The 21,345-nt window shown below is 60.5% G+C and carries 19 protein-coding genes; 6 read left to right on the forward strand and 13 right to left on the reverse strand.

Features of this window, described 5'->3' with window-relative positions:
- Positions 1 to 5 precede the first annotated feature (5 nt).
- The 12 genes from tssK to tssA are packed head-to-tail and all read right to left on the reverse strand — an operon-like array spanning position 6 to position 13,931.
- Positions 6 to 1,334, reverse strand: coding sequence for a type VI secretion system baseplate subunit TssK (gene tssK / locus V3W40_RS05500; RefSeq protein ID WP_065948209.1), 1,329 nt, complete (start codon positions 1,332 to 1,334; stop codon positions 6 to 8).
- Positions 1,321 to 1,821 (reverse strand): type VI secretion system lipoprotein TssJ, encoded by a 501-nt coding sequence (gene tssJ / locus V3W40_RS05505; protein WP_074846996.1) that lies wholly within the window; start codon positions 1,819 to 1,821, stop codon positions 1,321 to 1,323. Before tssJ ends, tssK begins: the two co-directional genes overlap by 14 nt.
- Before the next feature lie 5 nt (positions 1,822 to 1,826).
- Entirely contained in the window at positions 1,827 to 3,011 is a 1,185-nt protein-coding gene (tagH, locus tag V3W40_RS05510; protein WP_330214595.1) for a type VI secretion system-associated FHA domain protein TagH, read from the reverse strand.
- 16 nt (positions 3,012 to 3,027) lie between these two features.
- Positions 3,028 to 3,159 (reverse strand): type VI secretion protein, encoded by a 132-nt coding sequence (locus V3W40_RS05515; protein ID WP_074846997.1) that lies wholly within the window; start codon positions 3,157 to 3,159, stop codon positions 3,028 to 3,030.
- A gap of 59 nt (positions 3,160 to 3,218) precedes the next feature.
- Positions 3,219 to 4,751, reverse strand: a complete 1,533-nt coding sequence (locus V3W40_RS05520) for a sigma-54 interaction domain-containing protein (protein WP_137212511.1) — start codon at positions 4,749 to 4,751, stop codon at positions 3,219 to 3,221.
- Positions 4,748 to 7,174: an AAA family ATPase gene (locus V3W40_RS05525; RefSeq protein WP_330214596.1), complete on the reverse strand. Its 2,427-nt coding sequence runs from the start codon at positions 7,172 to 7,174 to the stop codon at positions 4,748 to 4,750. The genes V3W40_RS05520 and V3W40_RS05525 overlap by 4 nt, the downstream gene beginning before the upstream one ends.
- Before the next feature lie 12 nt (positions 7,175 to 7,186).
- On the reverse strand, positions 7,187 to 8,194 hold the full coding sequence (gene tssG, locus V3W40_RS05530; RefSeq protein ID WP_323146015.1) for a type VI secretion system baseplate subunit TssG: 1,008 nt from the start codon (positions 8,192 to 8,194) through the stop codon (positions 7,187 to 7,189).
- The gene (tssF, locus tag V3W40_RS05535; RefSeq protein ID WP_330214597.1) at positions 8,158 to 9,945 is read right to left on the reverse strand and encodes a type VI secretion system baseplate subunit TssF; all 1,788 of its coding nucleotides are present in this window, start codon (positions 9,943 to 9,945) and stop codon (positions 8,158 to 8,160) included. Before tssF ends, tssG begins: the two co-directional genes overlap by 37 nt.
- The gene (tssE, locus tag V3W40_RS05540) at positions 9,935 to 10,336 is read right to left on the reverse strand and encodes a type VI secretion system baseplate subunit TssE (RefSeq protein ID WP_065927190.1); all 402 of its coding nucleotides are present in this window, start codon (positions 10,334 to 10,336) and stop codon (positions 9,935 to 9,937) included. Before tssE ends, tssF begins: the two co-directional genes overlap by 11 nt.
- A 14-nt stretch (positions 10,337 to 10,350) precedes the next feature.
- Positions 10,351 to 11,826 carry a type VI secretion system contractile sheath large subunit gene (tssC, locus tag V3W40_RS05545; RefSeq protein WP_330214598.1) on the reverse strand — a complete coding sequence of 492 codons (1,476 nt, stop codon included), beginning with the start codon at positions 11,824 to 11,826 and terminating at the stop codon, positions 10,351 to 10,353.
- A gap of 28 nt (positions 11,827 to 11,854) precedes the next feature.
- Complete coding sequence (gene tssB, locus V3W40_RS05550) at positions 11,855 to 12,352, reverse strand: type VI secretion system contractile sheath small subunit (protein WP_065927150.1); 498 nt, start codon at positions 12,350 to 12,352, stop codon at positions 11,855 to 11,857.
- A gap of 31 nt (positions 12,353 to 12,383) precedes the next feature.
- Positions 12,384 to 13,931 carry a type VI secretion system protein TssA gene (gene tssA, locus V3W40_RS05555; protein WP_074847002.1) on the reverse strand — a complete coding sequence of 516 codons (1,548 nt, stop codon included), beginning with the start codon at positions 13,929 to 13,931 and terminating at the stop codon, positions 12,384 to 12,386.
- A gap of 477 nt (positions 13,932 to 14,408) precedes the next feature.
- Between tssA and V3W40_RS05560 the strand changes: the two genes are divergently transcribed.
- Positions 14,409 to 14,924: an Hcp family type VI secretion system effector gene (locus V3W40_RS05560; RefSeq protein WP_065927152.1), complete on the forward strand. Its 516-nt coding sequence runs from the start codon at positions 14,409 to 14,411 to the stop codon at positions 14,922 to 14,924.
- A gap of 53 nt (positions 14,925 to 14,977) precedes the next feature.
- On the opposite strand, the gene V3W40_RS05565 is transcribed toward V3W40_RS05560, so the two are convergent.
- Positions 14,978 to 15,799 carry an aldo/keto reductase gene (locus tag V3W40_RS05565; RefSeq protein WP_065927153.1) on the reverse strand — a complete coding sequence of 274 codons (822 nt, stop codon included), beginning with the start codon at positions 15,797 to 15,799 and terminating at the stop codon, positions 14,978 to 14,980.
- A gap of 106 nt (positions 15,800 to 15,905) precedes the next feature.
- On the opposite strand from V3W40_RS05565, the gene V3W40_RS05570 reads away from it, so the two are divergent.
- The 5 genes from V3W40_RS05570 to V3W40_RS05590 all read left to right on the forward strand — a co-directional run bounded on the left by V3W40_RS05570 (position 15,906) and on the right by V3W40_RS05590 (position 21,342).
- Complete coding sequence (locus V3W40_RS05570) at positions 15,906 to 16,400, forward strand: DUF1543 domain-containing protein (protein WP_074847003.1); 495 nt, start codon at positions 15,906 to 15,908, stop codon at positions 16,398 to 16,400.
- Positions 16,401 to 16,987: 587 nt separating this feature from the next.
- Positions 16,988 to 17,269, forward strand: coding sequence for a peptidylprolyl isomerase (locus V3W40_RS05575; RefSeq protein ID WP_044274278.1), 282 nt, complete (start codon positions 16,988 to 16,990; stop codon positions 17,267 to 17,269).
- 130 nt (positions 17,270 to 17,399) lie between these two features.
- Positions 17,400 to 19,259: an extracellular solute-binding protein gene (locus tag V3W40_RS05580; RefSeq protein WP_065927155.1), complete on the forward strand. Its 1,860-nt coding sequence runs from the start codon at positions 17,400 to 17,402 to the stop codon at positions 19,257 to 19,259.
- On the forward strand, positions 19,259 to 20,320 hold the full coding sequence (locus V3W40_RS05585) for a microcin C ABC transporter permease YejB (protein WP_323146018.1): 1,062 nt from the start codon (positions 19,259 to 19,261) through the stop codon (positions 20,318 to 20,320). Before V3W40_RS05580 ends, V3W40_RS05585 begins: the two co-directional genes overlap by 1 nt.
- On the forward strand, positions 20,320 to 21,342 hold the full coding sequence (locus V3W40_RS05590; protein ID WP_175539029.1) for an ABC transporter permease: 1,023 nt from the start codon (positions 20,320 to 20,322) through the stop codon (positions 21,340 to 21,342). The genes V3W40_RS05585 and V3W40_RS05590 overlap by 1 nt, the downstream gene beginning before the upstream one ends.
- Positions 21,343 to 21,345: the final 3 nt, after the last annotated feature.

The raw sequence follows: 21,345 nt of genomic DNA on the forward strand, positions 1-21,345 counted from the left end.
GGCATTCAGTTCCTGATGGCCCAGAAATTGAGTTTGAGTTCGGCAAACTCGCCACTGGCGTGGAAGGCAAAACCGCCCGATTGCTCCAGCTGCGTAATATCACGAGCACTGAGTTCGAGCATGAAATAGGTCTTGCCGGCATGGAACGGGATCTGTCGGGGCGCCACCGGCAATGGCTTGACCTTGATGCCGGCCAGATGCAGATTGACCAGCTCGCGGATGCGCTCCACGGAGCCGATTTTCAAGTGCGCCGGAAGACGGTGGCGCAGCTCCTCCGAATCGCACTGGGCAGTTGCCGCCAGAATGAATGTTGCGCTACCCAGCAGTTTGAGATCACTCACCGGACAGACCAGCACACCATACTGTCGCGGCTCCAATGGGAGCTCAGTGGCGTGTTGTTCCAGCACCAACGACAGCACGGTGCGAATGCCTTCCATCAACCCACGAAAACTCGCCCCCTGCTCACCATGCTGGTAACGAGTCTCCAGTTGCGCGCGTTTGTTGTCGGTGGCGAACGTCGACAACTCGCCGAGGATCGACAACAACTGCCTGTACAACACCTCCGGACGTACCTGGCTCTGACTCAGGAAGTGACGCAACACCAGCTCGGTTCGATTGATCAGCTGCAGCATCAGGAAATCGCCGACCTGGGCCCCCTCCGATCCACCACCTCCCCGGATCCTCGCGGCAATCGCATCGCCTCGGGTGCCTAGCAGACTCAGCACTTCCTTGATACATGACGCGACATAGCCTGAGCCCTGCACATGGATAAACGCCGGTACGAAATCCGCGTCCAGCCGCACGCCGCCCTCGCGAGTCGAATCCAGCACCCGGGCAACCTGGAGTTTCACCTGCAACGTGTCACTGGTTTGCTCCCCTAACAGCAATCGCAGGTCCGGGCGTGCACAGTTGATCCGGCAAAGGGAATCAAAGCCAGCATTCGAATCAGTGATCTCCGCTTCGCAGCTTACGTAGCGCGCCAGCACATCACTGTGCTCCTGCTGGCGCACTTCAACCTGATTGCCGATGGCCAACGGCAACGCCAGGTAAATGGCTTGCCCACTGGTGTGGGCAGGAACCTGCAACACCAGTGGCTCCATTACGCTGCTCAGCTCGAACAAGCTGCCATCGGGAAATACACCGCTGGCCTGGTTGACGACTACCTTACCCAGGTTGAGGTACTGCACGTCGACGTCAAGGGTCAGGAATCCCCAACCATCAATGCCCAGCAAACGGGTACGGTTGAGTTGCTGGTGGTAGTAACGGTCGTTGTGCTGCAAGTGTTGGGGGCGCAGCAGCATGCCCTCCTGCCACACGACTTTATGAACCTGCATGTCTATCCTCCGACCTCCGGGCTTGAGGGGTAACGACGCGAACCCCGGACTCGTCGAGCATCAGCTCGACACGCGTCAGGCGCTGCCGGGCGACGGGCAGCACAAGCCGCCATTGCACATGGGGCAGGTCCCGGTAGGCAGCCACCACCCCGACATAACGACTCTGTGGTTCGACACTGAGCTTCAGCGCCAACCGCTCACCGGGGCGCAGCTCCAACTCCTCGCTGTTGACCCAGTCCTTGGGCAGCGCCTGCTCCGCGCGGCTATAGAGGGTGAAGAAATCAGCGTTTTCGAAAGCCACCGGGTGCCGCAGCTCCAGCAGGCGCACCACGATGGGAGACGGGCGACCGTGAAGATCGCGGTTGACGCCTTCGCTGGCGCTCAACGCCAGGTCCAGCTTGGTCAGGGTTGAATACGGTGAGACGCTGGCACACCCGGTCAGCAAGCCGAGTACAAACAGCATTGACAGAACGGCAGCTCGATACATGACAGTCATCCCGGATAAGCCGCATGCAGCGTGGCGACCAGGCGCACCTGCTCCGCGTAGGCTTTGGAAAATTCGTTACGCAACAGCTGCTCGCCCAAGGGTTGCTCGTCGATAAGGTGTCGGTAATGGCGCTGGTAGGCCCGCCAGTGGGCTCCATCGGTAGAGAACCTGGCCGGCATGTCCTGGCGCTCGAAGCACAGCAATAGATGGCTTGGTGCAAATGCCTCCACAGCGCCACGTATTGCAGCACGGCAAGCCACGACCAAGGCCAGCTGGTGGATTTGCATTTCCCGGAATGCCTGGGCGACCGCTACCTCTGCAGGCAGCGGGCCCGGCTCAGCGAGGCCCAACAGTGAGGCCAGGGCAGACGGGGTATCGGTGCAATCCTTCAAAGGGTTGTGACTCTTAATGGCAGGCACGGTCCAACCGAGGTTCAACTCGCCGTTCAGCTCATCGCGAGTACGCAGACTCTGCTGCAGCCCTTCGATGGTTTGCCTGAACAGGCCAGCCACCTTGATCGCCAGGGCTTCACATGCCTGGGTATCGAGCGTATCCAGGGGCACGCCCATCGCGTCCGCGAACTGCGACCAGAATGGGGCACGACTGGCTGCAGTCACCTGGGCGGGTTGAGTCGAGGCCTCTTCCGTTACTGGCTCGGCCCATCTCGGCACGATCAAGTGATCCCGTTCCAGGGGGCAGTGGGACAGTGCGCAGGCCGCCCTCGCAGCCGAGAGTTTCAGCGCCTCCGGATCCCCGGGTGAGCTGCCATGCACCTGCTCGGTATCGAGTGCGTGCAAGGGGTCAAGCACCAAAAACGCGTCATCCGGAATCGTATCGTTGCCGAAAAACATCTGCCGGCCATTTTGTCTCCCGGGCGCCACAAGTCGTGCACGGATATCCACTGGCCCCAGTTGGTAGACATCACCCTCGCTGATCAGTCGTGCCTGCCCCTTGCACAAACGCTCCGCGCTGCCCGACACGCCAATGCCATTGCTGCTGATGTCGGTAAAAAAATACTGGTCATCCCGGTAACTGACCAGGCCATGATGACTGGAGAGCAAGCGACTGGCGTCGGGGATGACCCAGTCACAGCCGATCCCGCGGCCGATCACGCCGCCGACGCCGTCGAATGTCTTACAGGATGCAGGCTCACCGCTTCCGGTATTGCACACCTCTAACACTAGTTGCATGACAAGGCTCCGCTGTTCAATCGCTGCGACGTGTCGCCTGGGGGTCACCCAGCGGACGGTAGTCAGCGTCATCAAAAACGTAATTGGCGTTGCAGCCGCTCAACAAGCACAGGACAAGCCCCCAGGCTTTCCAAGTACGAAGTGGCATCAGGTATCTCCAATGAAAGTAAGGCCGGCGGCGAAGAGTGGAAGCCATACGTGCACCATTCAGCATCCCCCTCGGACATCGCCGCCAGGGATGTTCAAGCGTGTAAGTCGGTAAAGCAGGGTGCGGCGTGCGAGCCCCAACTCACGTGCCGTACGGGTCCGGTTGCCACGGTTCTTGTGCAGGCAGTCGATCAGGAATACCCGTTCAACCCGCTCCAGGCGCTGGCGCAACGTCGCGCCGACGGCTGCAGGGGTCGACCCGGGCGCCAGGGACAGGTGTTCAGGCAGCACCACTGCGTCGTCACACAGCAGTACCGCGCGCTCCACCAGACATTTGAGTTCACGGACATTCCCGGGAAAAGCGTGGCACGACAGTTGATCCAAGGCCGCAGCAGACCACTCCACCGGCGAGAGCCCCAGCGCAGCGCAGGCCGATTGCGAGAACTGTCGCGCCAACAGCAGCACATCTGCGTCGCGTTCGCGCAAGGCCGGCAATTCGATCGGGAACTGCGCCAGTCGGTAGTACAGGTCCTCGCGAAAACTACCCTCCGCCACCATTGCAGCCAGATCACGATGGGTCGCTGCGATAATTCGCACATCGACCTTATGGGCCGCATCGGCTCCCAACGGGCGAACCTCGCCTTCCTGCAACACCCGCAGCAGCTTGGCCTGGAGTGACAGCGGCATATCGCCGATTTCGTCGAGGAGCAACGTGCCGCCATCGGCGGCGTCAAATAGCCCCGCATGGTTACGTTCGGCGCCTGTAAAGGCGCCCCTGCGATAACCGAATAGCTCACTCTCCAGCAGACCCTCGGGAAAGGCCGCACAGTTCTGCACCACAAAGGCTTTGCTACGGCGCGCCCCGGCAGCATGGATGGCCCGTGCCACCACCTCCTTGCCGGTTCCGGTCTCCCCGCGCAGCAGCACCGTGCAGGGCGCATTCAGCACCTTGCCGATCAGCCGGTAGGTTTCTTCCATGGCTGCGCTGTTGCCGATCAGCCCATACTTCATACGCGCCGAGGGTAGACAAGGCCTGGCCTGGGAGCCGTTGTGCGGCGGACGCACACGTCGCAACAGCGCCAGTTGACTCAAGGCGAAGCTTGCCAGTTGGCTTAACGATGGTCCGTAGTCCAGGAGCAATTTCGGCCGCTGGCTGGCGCACAGCAATAGACCGGCAACGGCCTTGTGGCGACCGAACAGCGGCAGGCATATCAACGAGTGCCAGGGCGTAGCTGTCGCGGGTAGAAAACCGCTTTCGTACACACTGTCGTCCAGGTTCTCCACGCTCAGGATGCTGGGATGGCCGAGCACGTGACGCAACAGTTGCTGATGCTGAAAGTCGGCGCCGCAAGCACCCTCGCCGAGGGGCAATGCGCCAGGCAAATACTGGGCAATCAAGTCCAGCCGACCCGTGACCTCGTCCCGCCAATATAACTGGCCGAGTTCGCATTCACTCAGTTGCGCAGCCGCGGCAACACACAGGCCTGGCAGCGTTGTCTCGTCACCCTCGATGCCCATTCGGGTGAACCAGGCCAACAACGTCTCGGCGTATGCCAGGGGCTGGGGTAAAGGGGCAAGCACATCGTTCATCATTGGCTGAACTCACAGATCGGCAGCCCGTCACCATCCAGGCAGGCGTGGGCCCGCGACAGCGGCTCACCCGTCGCCACCGCCCCAAGCAGTCGATCGACCATCTGCGGCAACAGGTGGATCTCGATCCATTGGTCGATGTACCGCGCTCCGCTGTCGCTATGGACGCACCGCTCAGCCATATGCGTGACCAGTTCGGTCGTATAGCTCAAGGCCAGCTTGCGTGACTGCAACCTTCGCCCAAGACGGTCAAGCTTGAGTCTTGCCAGGTCATGCAACACAGCGCCCATCAACGGGTAATAGGGCACGACTCGCATCCGGGCGAGCAGTGCCGGTTTGAAATAGTCGCGCAGCAGAGGGTGAATTGCGTCCTGCAGCACCTGGGTGCCAGGTCGTCGGCCGCCTGCACATAAGTCGATAATGCAATCGCTGCCCAGGTTGGAAGTCATCAGGATCAGCGTATTGCGAAAATCGATTTCCCGGCCTTCGCCATCATTGACCAGCCCCTTGTCGAAGATCTGATAGAACAGGTTCAACACCTCCGGGTCGGCCTTTTCGACTTCGTCGAGCAGCACCACCGAATAGGGGCGCCGGCGCACGGCTTCCGTCAGCACCCCGCCCTCTCCATAGCCGACATAACCGGGAGGTGCGCCAATCAGCCGAGACAGGGCGTGTTTTTCCTGAAACTCCGACATGTTGAGGGTGGTGACAAAACGTTCGCCGCCATACAGCAAATCACCCAGGGCCAGCGCCGTTTCGGTCTTGCCCACACCACTTGGGCCCACCAACAGAAACACACCGACCGGCGCATCGGCCTTGTTCAGTCCGGCAGCCACCGCGCGCAGGTTGCGGTCAAGCGCCTGTATGGCAGGTTCCTGGCCGAGAATGCGCGACCGCAGCGCATCGGCAACCCCCAGCACCGATGCACTGTGCTCAAGGGACAGTTGTTCAACCGGAATGCCGGTCCAGGCGCTGATGACCTGTGCCACCAGGCGCGGGCATACGCGCACCGGCTCCTCCAGTGCGCGCTGTGCAAGCCAGCGCTGCTGCCGATGTTGACGTTCGCTCTCGACAGCCGCCAAGCGCAGGCCCAGCGCTTGCGCAGACTGCTCATCAACTGGCAGCCCCGCATCCCTGTCTCGATTCAGTGCCTCGCGCTGGCGCGAGCCTTCAGCCTGTTCGGTACACAGGCGTTCCAATGCCTCGGGCACCGTCAACTGGTTGATGCGCGCACGTGCGCAGGCGGTGTCCAGCACATCCACGGCCTTATCGGGCAACTGACGCCCTGCCAGGTAGCGGGCGCTCATCTGCGCCGCCGCGACGACGGCATCGTCACGTATATGCACGCCATGGCTGGATTCGTAGGCCGGGACCAGCCCGCGCAGGATCGAAGTCGCCTGTTCAACGCTGGGCTCGCCAACCAGCACAGGCTGGAAACGCCGCGCCAAGGCCGGGTCTTTTTCAAAGTATTTCTTGTATTCGCCCCAAGTCGTAGCCGCGACGGTCCGCAACTCACCGCGGGCCAGGGCCGGCTTGAGCAGGTTGGCGGCATCGCCGGCCCCCGCCCCCACCAGGGTATGCGCTTCATCGATAAACAGAATCACCGGTGTCGGCGCGGCATTCACCTCGTCAATCACGCCGTTGAGACGCCGCTCGAACTCGCCCTTGATGCTGGCACCGGCTTGCAGCAGTGCCATGTCCAGGGTCAGCACACGCACACCCTTGAGTGGCTCCGGCACCTGCGTGCTGGCGATGCGCAGGGCAAGGCCTTCGACAACCGCGGTCTTGCCCACCCCGGCCTCGCCGACAAGGATCGGATTGTTCTTGCGCCGCCGCATAAGGATGTCGATCAGTTGGCGGATCTCACCCTCGCGACACAGCACCGGGTCGATACGCCCTTCCTGGGCCTGGCGTGTCAGATCATGGGTAAAGCGCGCCAGCAGTGACTCGCCGCCTGCTGCCGGGCAGATGTCAGGCCCCTGGTCCAGCACAAACCCGTGTATACGCTGTGCATCCAAACGGCTCAACAACGCGTGATAGCCGGTGCCTGCGTGCTGCAGCGGGTGGCGCAACAACGCCAGTAACAGTGCACCGTGGTCCACGACGCTCTGGCGCAACTCCAGATGGGCAACCATCAACGCCTGTTGTAACCACTGCACGAGGGCCGGGGCGAACACCGGATTACGCGTGGCACTTGCCTGCCCCTTGGGCTGCAGCGTTGCTTGCAGCGTCTGCGCCTCGATCCCGGCGTCGGCCAAGGCTCGTATCAAAAGCCCCCTGGGACGTTCCAGCTGGGTCAGTAGCAGGTCTTCCACCAGGACCTCCCTGCCACCTCGCGTCACGCAACGTTCGGCCGAGCGCTCCAGGTCCTGACGGACTGCGGGCGTCAATGTCAGGATCAGCTGTTGCAGGTCTACATTCATCATGATCATTGTTCCCTAGTGAGCATTGCTGGCCACGATGACCGCACCATCGGCGCACTCGTGTGCCAGCCAAGTGGTCCACCCCAGCCTGCAGACATTGTGTTCACCCACGTGCAACGGCCTGATCGCCTCCTTGGCCAGCACCAGCCGCAGGTCATGCTCCAGCGGGTCTCGTGCAGCCAGTCGCACCAACGAACACAGCAGTGGATACTCCGACCCCGTCGGCAAGAAACCATGGAAGCGCTGCCAATCCAGATCCTGTATATGCACCCGGAACTTACCGTTGCAGTCGGTGATCCGGCTTCCCAGTACCTGGTCGAAGCCCAACAGGCTGTTGGCACAGCCAAGCTGGTTCAACTGCGGGGGAGCAATGGCAACCGTGCGTTCCACCCATTGCTCTATAAACACGCGCTCATGCTCGAAGTAGTAGCGCAGCACTGTCTCGATCACCGCCGCCGAGTGCGCCCGCAGGCCAAGCAACCCCAGGTAGGGCAACAGTCGCTTGCAGTCCAACTGCGCAGCGGTACGGATGCGCTGGCCCCTCAACCCGATCAACGCAAACATCTGCTCGGAAAAAGCATCACGCGCCTGCGCCTGGAAACACGCCTGGTAGCGGTATTTGCGCCAGATCGGCAGCATCAGCCGTTGCAGACGATGGTGAAACAGGTCCAGGAAGTCTCGGGTCGCGTGGCCGCCCGCTCCATCGGCACACGCCTGCTCACCGTAAAAGGCCGGCAAGGGTGAACCTGCGCCACAGAGGCCCAGGACATTGAGGCGAAGACGCGCACGCAATTGATCGTGTTCAACAAAAAACTCCAACCGGTCAATATCGTGACCGGGAAAACCAAGACCCGGGTTGGCCTGAAACTCCAGCCGCTCATAGAGTGCGTTGTCATCCAGTAGCGGATGGGCATCGCGCAGGCGCTTGATCACCTGCGAAATCGCCTGGAACAGCGAATATTCACGGATGGCACGGCACAGTTGCTTCAAAGCAGGGGCTGCTGCCCCATTTGAGGTGGCCATAGGTACACATCTCCTTGTGTGCTGATGACACGCAGCTCGTGGTAGGCATTAAGGCTGGCATAAAGCGCGAAGAACTCGTTGAGCACCGAGGCGAACAAAAACGCTTCGCCCGCCCCCAGAAAACCTTGGGAATCAATGCTCAGGTCGACCCGCAACCCTCGACGCGGCATGCCCCGGTGCAAGCGGTCGACGGCCGTATGGCTGATGGATCGCAAGGCCCCCAGCCTTCTCTGGCTGACCTTTTTCGCTTGCAGATCGTGGTAACGCGGCACGTCATAGGTTTCGAGGACCACCTTCAAGACATTGATGTCGCTCAGTGACAAATAGTTGAGCGACATGTTGCTGATAAGTCGCCAGAGAAAGTCCTGGTCCAGGGGCGGTGCAAAACTCGCAGTCGGCGCGCAGATATTGCGAAATGACAAGCCCTCCGGTGTCTGCTCACAGGGCTGATTGATCTCCCCTGCCTGCAATTGCCGAGGCAGGTTGTGATTGGTGCATGTCAGTTCGATCGACAGCGTTTCCTGGGTATGCCCCCGCCCGTTTCCGAACCCCAGCCAGGTATCGAGCCCGGCATGATGCGCCGAAGCACGCTGACGAATGCTGTAGCTGGTGGGCGCTGCCGATGCATCGATAACGCCGTCGTGCTCAAAGGATTCAAATGGTACGTACGCCTGATACCCCAGCCCGCCAGGGCGCCAGCCCGTGACCTTGTCGACGGAAAATACACAGGCGTTTGCGCGCGCATATTCCCCAGGAATCAACAGGTATTCGTCCTGCTTGCCATCCAGGCGAATCGGCACCGCATCATGTTTGAACAGGTTGACGATGGGCGTGCAGTACAGCCTCACGTTGTCCAGCGTGGGGCATCCGGTTGCCTGGCACCGGGTGCGTAACTTGAAGCACAGCCTGACGCTGCAGATTTGCTTGAGTACGTCCTGGGGCAACCGCTGCAACGCATCCAGGCCACGCACATCGACGAACAGGTACTTTTCAGGAAAGGCGAAATACTCCTGCAGATGGCGGTATCCACGAAAGGTATTCTGCGGGTAAGGCATCAGCGCATGCTCCTCCGCGAACCCCACCGGACTGACCTGATCGCCACCCAATTGCAACAGCAGGGGCTGGCCATCAGCCCCGCTGACCGCAAGCCCATCACCGCCCAATGGCAGCAACTCGATACCCTCAACCTCGCGCAACAGGCTCAGGTACAACGCTTGACTGATGTAGCGGTCTCCCGACAAATGCAGGCGCAATTGATCGAACGCACATTCGCTGAAATTGCCTTCGCCGCCCATGTCCAGGCGCAGGCTCAGCAACGCCTGCTCTCCCTGGACGCAGTACTCCAGCGCGCTCAGTTGCAGCGGCAAGATGCAGGTGGCGTAGCAGGTTCGAAAACGACAGCGTTCACCATTGACCGCAGCGCTTTCGACCGGTGTATCCCGTGCGACCATCACACCGGGCCCCGCATGTTTCAACGGATCGAACTGCAGGATACTGAACGCCGGTATGGGCCGCATGTAGTTGGGCCACAGCAGATGCATCAAGGAATGAGTCAGCTCAGGCAACTCGTCATCCAGCTTCTGGCGCAGGCGACCGGTGAGGAAAGCAAAGCCTTCCAGCAGTCTTTCCACATCCGGATCCTGACCGGCCTCCCCTAAAAAGGGCGCGAGAGCAGGATTGCGCTCGGAAAAGCGCCGCCCGAGCTGTCGCAACGCACTGAGTTCGCTCTGGTAATAGTGGTTAAAGGACATCAGGCAAGACCTCAACCTGTCCAGCATCCTGCAGGCGCGCGGTGAACACCACGGGCTGCGTCACACCGTCGACGCAGAGCGTGGCGTCAATGGCAAACGCCAGCGCCAGAGGATCGTCACCACAAGGCAACGCCCTCACGTGCGTATCCTTCAAGCGGGGCTCATAGGCCCGGATAAACCGCTCGATCAACAAGCGCGACTGGCTCAATGACTCATGCAGACTCTGGCTCGTGTCATTGAGATCCGGCATACCGTAATCCTCCAGTGTCTGCACACTGCCAGCGCGGATGCTGAGCATCTTTCCCAGATGAGCTGCGACGGACGTCACTGCACATGATGATTTCGCGGCCGGACTTTCAAGTCGCTCGAAGAGGCTTTGGTTACGGGTCATCCCTTGGCCCCTGCTCATTCTTTGTCGAGCTTGCCAACCAGGGACAGGGTGAAATCCGCCCCCATGTATTTGAAGTGCGGTCGCACACTCAGGTTGACGCGGTACCAGCCAGGCTCGCCCTCGACATCACTGACAACGATACGTGCCGCCCGCAATGGCCGCCGCCCACGCACTTCGGCACTGGGGTTTTCCTGGTCTGCCACGTACTGGCGAATCCACTTGTTGAGCTCCAGCTCCAGGTCAGTACGCTCCTTCCACGAGCCCAGTTGCTCCCGTTGCAGAACCTTGAGGTAATGGGCCAGGCGGTTGACCACCATCATGTAGGGCAACTGAGTGCCCAGGCGGTAATTCAGCTCGGCCTCCTTGCCCTCGGCACTGATGCCGAAACGCTTGGGCTGTTGCACCGAGCTGGCGGAGAAAAACGCGGCATTGTCACTGCCCTTGCGCATCGTCAAGGCAATGAAACCCTCTTGCGCCAGTTCGTATTCGCGACGGTCGGATACCAGCACTTCAGTGGGAATCTTGGTTTCGATTTCACCCATGCTGTGGAAGTGATGCAAGGGCAAGTCCTCCACTGCGCCGCCGCTTTGCGGACCGATAATGTTCGGGCACCAACGAAACCGCGCAAAACTGTCGGTCAATCGTGTGGCAAAGGCGTAGGCGGTATTACCCCAAAGGTAGTTCTCGTGGCTGTTCACCACGGTTTCCCGGTAGGCGAAGGTCTTGACCGGACATTCAAGGGGATCGTAAGGCGTGCGCAGCAGGAATCGCGGCACCGTCAGCCCGATATAACGGGCATCTTCGCTCTGGCGAAAGCTATGCCATTTGGCGAACTGCGGACCTTCGAAATGATCCCTGAGATCCTTCAAGTCAGGTAGATCGGTGAAGCTTTCCAAGCCGAAAAAAGTCGGCCCGGCGGCCGCGATAAACGGTGCATGGGCCATGCAGGCGACCTTGGAAGCGTATTGCATCAGCTTCACATCGGGGGCGCTGGGGGAAAGAAAGAAGTCAGCGATGATTGCGCCCACAGGTTGACCGCCGAACTGACCGTACTCCGCACTGTAGACGTGCTTATAGAGCCCGGACTGGGTCACCTCGGGTGAGTCTTCGAAGTCATCCAACAGGTCTTGCCGAGAGACATTCAGCAGTTCGATCTTGATGTTTTCTCTAAAGTTGGTGCGCTCGACCAACAACTGCAGGCCTTTCCATGAGGATTCCAGGGCCTGGAAGCGCGGGTGGTGCAGAATCTCATCCATTTGCCGACCGAGCTTCTCGTCAATCTCCGCAATCATCCGGTCAACCAGGTGTTTCTTGACCGGTTCCCCGCTGTTCTGCGGCTTGATCAGCTCTTCGATAAATGCCGAGACGCCACGCCTGGCTATGCCGTAGGCCTCATCATCCGCACTCAACAGAGTCTGGGCGATGATGTTGTCGAGAATGCTGTGCTCGTCAGTGATGAGTACGGGTATCGAGGTGTGTTGAGTCGTCATGGCGCCAGTGTCCTTTTACTGAAAAATGTCAGGCGGTCCGGCCGCTCAGGCCCAGCTCCGCCAATACTCGGGCACGGGATTCGTCGTCGGCCAGGGCCTGTTCGATGGCTTTGCGAAAGCTCGGCGTATTTCCCAGTGGTCCCTTGAGCGCCATCAGCGCCTCACGCAGGGCCATCAGCTTGTGCAACTCGGGGATCTGCTCCACCAGGTTCGCCGGGTTGAAATCCCTCATCGAATTGATTCGTAACTGGATGGCCAGGTCTTCGACCTCGGCGCCGTCCTGGAGGCGATTGGGGACATTCAGCGTCAGGCTCAGCGCCTGTTTGGCCAACACCTCATCGAGGGTGTTCTGGTTGAGGGTGATGGGCTTGCGATCTTCAAGCTTGCGCAGGTCCTCACGCTGGGTGAAGTCCCCCAGCACGAGGAGTTTCAACGGAAGCTCGACTTCTTCCCGCGCACCGCCGATGGCGGGTTTGAAGGTGATATTGATGCGTTCCTTGGGTGCTACCGAACATTCTTTGGCCATGGTAAATCTCCTTTTCAAGCGGCTCGTAAGCCTATTCAAGTACCGCTTCCAGATCGAAGAGGCACAGCCTGCGGTGGGTGTCTTCCTTGCGCTCGCGCACGGCATGGTTTTGTGGCAGCAGGTCGCAGCAGCGGTGCAAGAGGCGTGTCACTTGAAACGCCAGCTCCGGCTCCCAGCGCTCCAGGCCCGAGCGCTGCAGCTCGAGGTCCAGTTGTTCGAGCTGGATCTTCGCCAGTTCATGTTTGCCAGCGTGTGCACACAAGCGCGCCAGGGCCAACCGCCAATAAAAGCGGGCGCGATCGCTGCGAGCGGCATGCAGACCTTGATTGAGCTCATGTACCGCGGCTTTGAGCCCATCCTTGCGCAGCCGCGGTAGCACATCCTGCAAGGCGATCTCCCAGGGCTCGGCATCGCCCCCCACGCGGGGCGCCTCAGGGGTTTGCAGGTGATGGGAAACATGCAATGCGATCCAGCCGCGAGTGGCGTCGTCGGCAAAAGGAGCGCCCCCTTGAAAGCGAAACGCCGGCAAGTCCGGCAATCGTTGCAACAGCAGGGCGAAACTCACTTCCAACTCGCTCACGGCCAGTTCCGCCTGCTGGGCTTCCAGGCATTGCCAGAGCATGTACAGCCCGTCGAACCAGAACATCGCACCTGAGAGGCCGGCCTCAAGTTCAGGCAGCAGCTCGGCGTGATGGCCTTGGGCAAAACGTTGCTGGTAGTACTTGAGTCTGTCGGGGGCAGGCCCGCACAACGCGGTGACTCGCTCACCGTTGGCATCCGGATAGCGGACGATGGACAGCCAGGCCAGCGTTCGACTCAGGTGCAAGGCCCGTAGGTCGGCGGCGTCCTGGCGTAACCACCAGGCACACAACGGACGAGCTTGTTCCTGCAAGGCAAACAGCAAGTCATGCGCATCTTTTTCGTTGTTTACCGTCGGTTTGGCCGTTGAGGATGGCGTAGCAGCGGGTTGCACTTGCGCAACGGCGGCGTTCAACCCGGCGATAGGGGGATGGCCTTGCACAGCAAGCGCCAACCACTGCTCCAATTGTTTGCGAATCGGCAGCAACAGCGGCGCGTCGCCTCCCAAATGTGCAGTCCAGAGTTCATCAAGGCGCGTGAGGTGTTCAAGCATAGATTGGAACAAGGGTTGCGGGCCTTGAACCGAAAGGTCTTGGACAAGCAGTGTCTCAAGGCGCAGGACCAGCCAGCCGAACGCTGCGCTGCGGGTGCGCAGCTTTCCAGGGTATACCGCCGACCAATGGTGCTCACACAGATGGCGCAGCAACCCGAGGCCAGCCAGCAGTCCGGCAAAGGACTCGCGGTGGTAAAGCGCCCAGGTCAGCCAGACGGCCACGCGCAGATCCTTGGACTGCTCACGCAACAGGCATTCGCTGATTTCCAGGAGCTTTTGCCAGTCCGGCTGGCCGGCGCCATGCATGGACTGCAACTTTGCCAGTTCGGACTCCAGGGTTTCATATTCATTTGAATAGCGCATATCACTGCCGGCAAAGTTCGCTGGCAAACAGGGCTGCCGGGCAACCTCGAGGTAATAAGCGCAGAGTTTTTCTGAATGGACCATTTAGGAGCGCACTCGACTATCCAAGGCACGAGCGACAAACTAAGTGCATTTAACTTTCACACTAGATTGCCATCAACCTTCGCTTGAATCGCCGCGAAGTTCGTAAACCTTAGCCACGACAATAACATCCAGCAAGCAACAGACTCACACTTAAGACATTTCCTACACCACCCGTAAACCAAGGCATATGCAGGCTTTTGCGCAGCTACAGAGATATATTTCACCTAACCCCAGCGGAAAACCAACTACTGAGCGACGTTTCAACATGAGCAACTAAATGCGCACTTATGCGCAAACATTTTCCGCAAAACAGCAAAAAAAACCATAACACCCGTTTAAATCCAACGCCTATATCCACAGCATGCCAAGTCCGTATTGGTTCCCACACTTTCCGGCACGCTTCTTGTAATAGCCACATTCCCAACCGGTACGATTAACCGTTGGAACTACCTCATCAATCAGACAAGGAAACCCGTCATGCCAACACCCGCGTATCTTTCCGTCACTGGCTCCAAGCAAGGCTTGATTACGGCAGGCACATTTACCAAGGACTCGGTGGGCAATATTTACCAGGAAGGCCATGAAGACCAGATTCTGGTCCAGGCCTTCTCCCATCAGGTGATTGTTCCACGCGACCCGCAGTCCGGCCAGCCGACGGGCCAGAGGGTCCATAAGCCGCTGATGATCAGCAAGGTCTTCGATAAGTCATCGCCATTGCTGTTCAGCGCCTTGACCAGCGGTGAAGACGTCACCTGCCGACTCGAGTGGTTCCGTACGTCGCCAGCCGGCACCCAAGAGCACTACTTCACGATTGAACTGGAGAGGGCGAAGATCGTGGACATACAGTCACGCATGCCCCACTGCCAGGATCCGGACAATGCCCATTTCACTCACCTGGAGGACGTGCACTTCACCTATGGCAAGATCGTGTGGACCCACGAAGTGTCCGGCACATCCGGGTCCGATGACTGGCGCAGCCCGGTAGCGGGTTAGGTCGGACCTGAGCAGGAACAGGTGCCAGGGACGGCACCGTTTCTGCCAGGCAACTACACCATCGCCAAGGGATGCTTGCGCTTGGGTGCGCCGAACACCCGATCGATGGCATCCAGGTCGTGCTCATCGAGCACCATCTTGGCGGCGGCCGCATTGAGCCGTACATGCTCCGGGGTGACCGCCTTGGGGATGGCGATCACACCGTCCTGGCGCAGCACCCAGGCCAGGGCAACCTGGGCGGGCGTGACCTCGTGGCGGCGGGCGATCTGCTTGAGGGTCTGACTGGACAGCAACGCCCCACCCTGGGCAATCGGGCAGTACGCCATCAGCGGCAAATGGTGTTGTTGCCACCAGGGCAACAGGTCGAATTCGATCCCGCGTTCTTCGATGTTGTACAGCACCTGGTTAGTCGCGCAGGCCGGGGATGCGAGTTCCTGCAGGTCGGCCACATCGAAATTCGAGACGCCCCAGCGGCCGATCTTGCCAGCCTCACGCAGGCGCTCGAACGCTTCGACGGTTTCTTCAAGGGGGTACTGGCCACGCCAATGCAGCAGATACAGATCAATGTAGTCCGTGCCCAGGCGCCGGAGGCTGGCTTCACACGCACGGGGCACGCCCTTTTGGCTGGCGTTGTGCGGGTAGACCTTGCTCACCAGGAACACCTGGTCGCGCCTGCCGCTGATGGCTTCGCCGACGACTTCCTCGGCGCCACCCTCGCCATACATCTCGGCGGTGTCGATGAGGGTCATGCCCTCGTCGATCCCCAGTTGCAATGCCGCGACTTCGGCGCGACGCCGGTCCGGGTCTTCGCCCATGCGCCAGGTTCCCTGGCCGATGACAGGGACGGGAACGCCCGCCAGATCAATGGTGCGCATGACAACCTCCTGATGAGTTCGCGAATTAACAGTGTGGCATTGACCGGACAAAAGGGTTCAATCGAAGTATGGTTGCCCTTTGCCAAGTCGCCAGGAAGGACCTGCAATGCTGTTTGTCGTGATGCTCGGGGGCAAGCACCCACGAGCAAGAATTGAAGTGCACGATGTGGTGTTCGCCGTAGCAGACACCCTGGAAGACACCTACCCGCAACTGCGCGAGAGCTGGTTTGGCAGCCCAAAGGGCGTGCATATAGATTCGTGGATGGCGGTGGACGGCGTCGACGGCTGGAAAGTCGAACTCAGCCACCTGGCCCCCGCTGCCGACGCCCATCACCTGTACTTCATCAACCTTGGCGGTTATGAAGCCAACAGCTTTGGCGAAGCCCACCACTACCTGCTGGTGGTCGCCCGCAACAAACGGGAGGCGACCAGCAAGGGCAAGCAACAAATGCTGCGCCACTGGTCCCAGGCCCACACCGACGGCGTGATGGATATCGACGACTGCCTGCCCATCGACCTGGTGGACGGCCGCTACCTGCACCTGGTGCAAGGCGCCCATCGGCCGATCATTCAGCAGAATGACTATATCGTCTTGAATTGATGGGGGCTTATTCGACCTGACATCAGATGACTCCGGCAACGTCAGACGTAACACTGCTTTTGCTGTGGCTGTGGCTTTTGCTCTTGATCTCAGGCGCCCCGTCAAACACGCTGGCCGAACGCAGGCTTGAATCCGTGGGTAACCCGGCAGGACGCCGGGTTAGCCGTCCTGGGCCAGGGATGGCCCATGACGGCGGCCCACGGATTCAAGCCTGCGTTCGGGCACACCGAGCCTAGGCGAGGTGCCGAGTGTTGGGGCGAGGACCTTTGCTTTTGGGTCCCTCCAAAAGTGAGCCGCTGTAAGAGCGGAACCATAGGTGGCCGTTACCGCAGCAACGGATATGTACTCGATCTGATCCAACATCCTGGTCGGCTGTCAGGCCGCCATCGGGAGCAAGTCGAATCGTCGCACCGCCCCTCCCACATGTGATCTCTATACATCAGGTAGATACCAGCCTGCTCTGGATCTCACTCCATCACGCCAATACCCAAGCTCAGCGCCCCAACCTGACTGCCAGCGGAACTTTGCCAGGAAATAACCGCCTGAATCCGGTACGCTCACCGTTTTTACTCAAGGAGTTAATCCCCATGGCCAAAGCCACCGCCCGTCACATCCTCGTTGCCACCGAAGACAAGTGCAACGAACTCAAGGCCCAAATCGAAGGCGGCGCCGATTTCGCAGAAATCGCCAAAGCCAACTCCAGCTGCCCATCCAGCCGCCAGGGCGGTGACTTGGGTTCGTTCGGTCCAGGCCAGATGGTCAAGGAATTCGACACCGTCGTCTTCAGCGCCCCGGTCAACACCGTGCAAGGCCCGGTAAAAACCCAGTTCGGCTACCACCTGCTGGAAGTCACCAGCCGCCAGGACTGATCCCGTCCGCGCTGCTGCTTGAAACAACGGCCCGCCTCTTGGTGGGCCGTTGTGCATGTGACGACTGGCGACGCTGATGCCGTTAGCGTACAAATCCTTATTCTTCTCCACCCGGCGTTCAAGGCTGACAATGCGATTGGCTTTTTCCAGACTGTTCAGTACCTCCTTGGCCCTGCTGCTGGCCAGCAGCGCCGTGATCGCGGCGCCCCAACCGTCCATGACCGTGTACGGCGAACCGGCCAAGTATCCAGCCGGTTTCAGCCATTTCGACTACGCCAACCCCAACGCCCCCAAGGGCGGCAGCCTGCGGCGCTCGGCGCTGGAGATCGGGCGTTTCGACCATGTGCTGCCGTATATCGACAAAGGCATCGGCGTCTCCCAGGTCGACGGCTGGTTGTATGCGCCCCTGGCCCTGCGTTCCCTGGACGAGCCCTACACGGTGTATGGCCTGGTGGCCGAGAAGATGGAACGCGCGGAGGACGGCCTGTCCCTGCGTTTCTTCCTCAACCCCAAGGCGCGCTTTGCCGATGGCAAGCCGATCACCGCCGAAGACGTGCGCTACAGCTTCAACCTGCTGATGACCCAAGGCAGCCTGCGCTTTCGCACGCTGTTCGCCGACGTCAAGCACGTCGAAGTCGAAGGCCAGCGCCAGGTACGTTTTGATTTCTCCAGCAATGAAAACCGCACCCTGCCCCTGGATATCGCCACCCTGCCGGTGTTTCCCGAGCACTGGTGGAAAACTCGCGACTTCGCCAACGGCGGTGGCTACGAAGCCCCCCTGGGCAGCGGCCCGTACAAGGTCGGCAAGATTGACTCGGGCAGCACTATCACCTTTACCCGCGACCCCGACTGGTGGGGCAAGGACCTGCCCGTCAGCCGCGGCCTGTACAACTTCGATCACCTGAGCCTGGAGTACTTCGGTGACACCGAAGTGGCCCGCCAGGTACTGCGCGGTGGCGCCTACGACTTCAACCGTGAGTTTTCCGCCACCGGCTATTCCATCGGCTACAACGGCCCGGCCCTGGACGATGGCCGCCTGCAACGTGCGCACCTGGCCAAGGACATGCCGCAACCGGCCCAGGGTTATGTGTTCAACGTGCAAAAACCGATGTTCAAGGACCGTCGCGTGCGCCAGGCCCTGGCGATGCTGTGGGACTTCGAATGGGCCAACCGGCAGATGATGCGCAACCTGTACATCCGCCAGCAAAGCTACTTCTCCAACAGCCCGTTGGCCGCCACCCAGCTGCCCACCCCGGAAGAACTGGCGATTCTCGAACCCTTGCGCGGGCAGATTCCCGACGAGGTATTCACCCAGGTGTTCAAGGCCCCGGTCACCGATGGCAGCGGCATGATCCGCGACAAACAGTTGCAAGCCCTGGCCCTGCTGGAAGAAGCCGGCTGGAAGCCAGACGGCGACAAACTGGTCAATGCCGAGGGCGAGCCGCTGGAGTTCACCTTCCTCAATGCCCAGAACGGCCTGGAACGCCTGTTGTTGCCGTACAAACGCAACCTCGCACAGATCGGCATTACCTTGAACATCCGCCGCATCGACTCTTCGCAATACGTCAACCGCCTGATGGCCCGCGACTACGACATGATCGTCACCGGCTTCCCGGTGACCACCTCGCCCGGCATGGAGCTGTACAACTACTTCGGCTCGACCGCCGCATTCGATCCGGGCGCCAACAACTACATGGTGCTCAAGGACCCGGCCGTCGACAGCCTGATCAAGGGCCTGGTCAAGGCCGACACCCAGGCGCAGATGCTCACCTATGCCCATGCCCTGGATCGGGTGCTGCAATGGAATTACCTGTGGATCCCCAATTACTACCCGCCCGGCACCTCCGCTGCGTGGTGGAACCGCTTCGGCCGTCCGGCCATCGAGGCCAGGAATGATGAGGCCCTGGAAACCTGGTGGGAAATCAGCCCTACCCCGCTGACCAATGAACAAATGAATGCCGAGTTGAAAAAACGCGCGGGAGCTCGCTGATGTTTGCCTATATCGTGCGGCGCCTGCTGCTGATCATCCCGACGCTGGTGATCATCCTGCTGGTCAACTTCGTGATCGTCCAGGCCGCCCCCGGCGGGCCGGTGGAACAAGCCATCGCCCACTTGCAGGGCATCGGCGGCGGCGCGGTCGGCGGCTCATCCGGCGACGCTGTCAGCAGCGGCTCCCGTGCCAGCCGCGGGCTGGACCCGAAACTGATCAAGGACATCGAAAAACAATACGGCTTCGACAAGCCCGCGCCGGAACGCCTGTGGCTGATGCTCAAGAGCTACGCCCAGCTGGATTTCGGCAACAGCTTCTTTCGCGGCGCCACCGTGACCGACCTGATCCTGGAAAAAATGCCGGTGACCATTTCCCTCGGCCTGTGGGCCACGCTGATCACTTACCTGGTGTCGATCCCCCTGGGCATTCGCAAGGCGGTGCGCCATGGCAGCAGCTTTGATGTGTGGAGCAGCACCGCCATTGTGATTGGCTACGCGATGCCGGCGTTTCTGTTCGCGATGTTCCTGATCGTGATGTTCGCCGGAGGCACGTCATTGAACTGGTTCCCGGTGCGCGGGCTGGTCTCGGAAAACTTCGCCGAACTGAGCACCGTGGGCAAGATCGCCGACTACTTCTGGCACCTGGTGCTGCCGGTCAGCGCGCTGGTAATCGGCGGTTTCGCCACCCTGACCATCCTGACCAAAAACTCGTTCCTCAATGAAATCACGCGCCAGTACGTAGTGACCGCCCGCGCCAAGGGCCTGAGCGAACGCCGGGTGCTGTACGGCCATGTGTTTCGCAACGCCATGCTGCTGGTGATCTCGGGGATTCCCCAGGCGTTCATCAGTGTGTTCTTTGCCGGTTCGCTGTTGATCGAGGTGATCTTTTCCCTCGATGGCCTCGGCCGCATGAGCTACGAAGCGGCCGTGTCCCGGGACTACCCGGTGGTGTTTGGCTCGCTGTTTATCTTCACCTTGTTTGGCCTGCTGATAAAACTGATCGGCGACCTCTGCTACACCCTGGTGGACCCGCGTATCGACTTCGCCGCGAGGAACGCCTGATGCTTAACCTGTCTCCCGTGGCCCGTCGGCGTTTCGAACGCTTCAAGAAAAACCGGCGCGGCTGGTGGTCGCTGTGGTTGTTTATCGGCCTGTTTATCCTGACCCTGGGCGGCGAGTTGATCGCCAATGACAAACCCTTGGTGCTCAGTTACAAGAACGAGCTGTATTTCCCCGTCTTCAAGCGCTACACCGAGCAGCAGTTCGGCGGGCAACTGCCGTTCCAGGCCGATTACCGCAGTGACTACGTGCAAAAGCTGATCAAGCAGGACGGCGGCTGGATGCTGTTCCCGCCGATCCCGTTCAGCGACGACACGCCCAACTACGAACTGACCCGCCCGGCCCCCAGCCCGCCCTCGACGGTGAACTGGCTGGGTACCGATGACCAGTCGCGGGATGTGCTGGCGCGGGTGATCTTCGGCGCGCGGGTGTCGATCCTGTTTGCCCTGGCACTCACCGCGATCAGCGCCACCATCGGCATCGCCGCCGGGGCCTTGCAGGGCTATTACGGCGGCTGGGTGGATCTGCTCGGCCAACGCATCCTTGAAGTGTGGTCCGGGCTGCCGGTGCTGTACCTGCTGATCATCCTGTCGGGGTTTGTCGAGCCGAACTTCTGGTGGTTGCTGGGGATCATGGCGCTGTTTTCCTGGCTGGCCCTGGTGGATGTGGTGCGCGCCGAGTTCCTGCGCGGGCGCAACCTGGAGTACGTCAAGGCCGCACGGGCCCTGGGCCTGGGCGACGGCAAGATCATTCGCCGGCACATCCTGCCCAACGCCATGACCGCCACCTTGAGCTACCTGCCGTTTATCCTCACCGGGGCGATTTCCACCCTGAGCGCCCTGGATTTCCTCGGTTTCGGCATGCCTGCGGGCAGTGCGTCACTGGGCGAGTTGATTGCCCAGGGCAAGCAGAACCTGCAAGCGCCGTGGCTGGGCCTGACGGCGTTTTTCACCTTGGCGCTGATCCTGTCGCTGCTGGTCTTTATCGGCGAGGCATTGCGTGATGCCTTCGACCCACGCTCATGAGTG

It is taken from the genome of Pseudomonas sp. AM8 (genome assembly GCF_036346475.1).
In the GTDB taxonomy this organism is placed as follows: Bacteria; Pseudomonadota; Gammaproteobacteria; order Pseudomonadales; family Pseudomonadaceae; genus Aquipseudomonas; species Aquipseudomonas marginalis.

Coding starts and splice junctions, on each gene's coding strand:
- tagH (WP_330214595.1), bottom strand. CDS start 3,011: ATGCAACTAGTGTTAGAGGTGTGCAATACCGGAAGCGGTGAGCCTGCA.
- V3W40_RS05565 (WP_065927153.1), bottom strand. CDS start 15,799: ATGCGCACCATTGATCTGGCGGGCGTTCCCGTCCCTGTCATCGGCCAG.
- V3W40_RS05570 (WP_074847003.1), top strand. CDS start 15,906: ATGCTGTTTGTCGTGATGCTCGGGGGCAAGCACCCACGAGCAAGAATT.
- tssF (WP_330214597.1), bottom strand. CDS start 9,945: ATGTCCTTTAACCACTATTACCAGAGCGAACTCAGTGCGTTGCGACAG.
- V3W40_RS05575 (WP_044274278.1), top strand. CDS start 16,988: ATGGCCAAAGCCACCGCCCGTCACATCCTCGTTGCCACCGAAGACAAG.
- tssB (WP_065927150.1), bottom strand. CDS start 12,352: ATGGCCAAAGAATGTTCGGTAGCACCCAAGGAACGCATCAATATCACC.
- V3W40_RS05585 (WP_323146018.1), top strand. CDS start 19,259: ATGTTTGCCTATATCGTGCGGCGCCTGCTGCTGATCATCCCGACGCTG.
- V3W40_RS05520 (WP_137212511.1), bottom strand. CDS start 4,751: ATGATGAACGATGTGCTTGCCCCTTTACCCCAGCCCCTGGCATACGCC.
- tssC (WP_330214598.1), bottom strand. CDS start 11,826: ATGACGACTCAACACACCTCGATACCCGTACTCATCACTGACGAGCAC.
- V3W40_RS05560 (WP_065927152.1), top strand. CDS start 14,409: ATGCCAACACCCGCGTATCTTTCCGTCACTGGCTCCAAGCAAGGCTTG.
- tssJ (WP_074846996.1), bottom strand. CDS start 1,821: ATGTATCGAGCTGCCGTTCTGTCAATGCTGTTTGTACTCGGCTTGCTG.
- tssG (WP_323146015.1), bottom strand. CDS start 8,194: ATGGCCACCTCAAATGGGGCAGCAGCCCCTGCTTTGAAGCAACTGTGC.
- V3W40_RS05515 (WP_074846997.1), bottom strand. CDS start 3,159: ATGCCACTTCGTACTTGGAAAGCCTGGGGGCTTGTCCTGTGCTTGTTG.
- V3W40_RS05525 (WP_330214596.1), bottom strand. CDS start 7,174: ATGATGAATGTAGACCTGCAACAGCTGATCCTGACATTGACGCCCGCA.
- V3W40_RS05590 (WP_175539029.1), top strand. CDS start 20,320: ATGCTTAACCTGTCTCCCGTGGCCCGTCGGCGTTTCGAACGCTTCAAG.
- tssA (WP_074847002.1), bottom strand. CDS start 13,931: ATGGTCCATTCAGAAAAACTCTGCGCTTATTACCTCGAGGTTGCCCGG.
- tssK (WP_065948209.1), bottom strand. CDS start 1,334: ATGCAGGTTCATAAAGTCGTGTGGCAGGAGGGCATGCTGCTGCGCCCC.
- V3W40_RS05580 (WP_065927155.1), top strand. CDS start 17,400: ATGCGATTGGCTTTTTCCAGACTGTTCAGTACCTCCTTGGCCCTGCTG.
- tssE (WP_065927190.1), bottom strand. CDS start 10,336: ATGACCCGTAACCAAAGCCTCTTCGAGCGACTTGAAAGTCCGGCCGCG.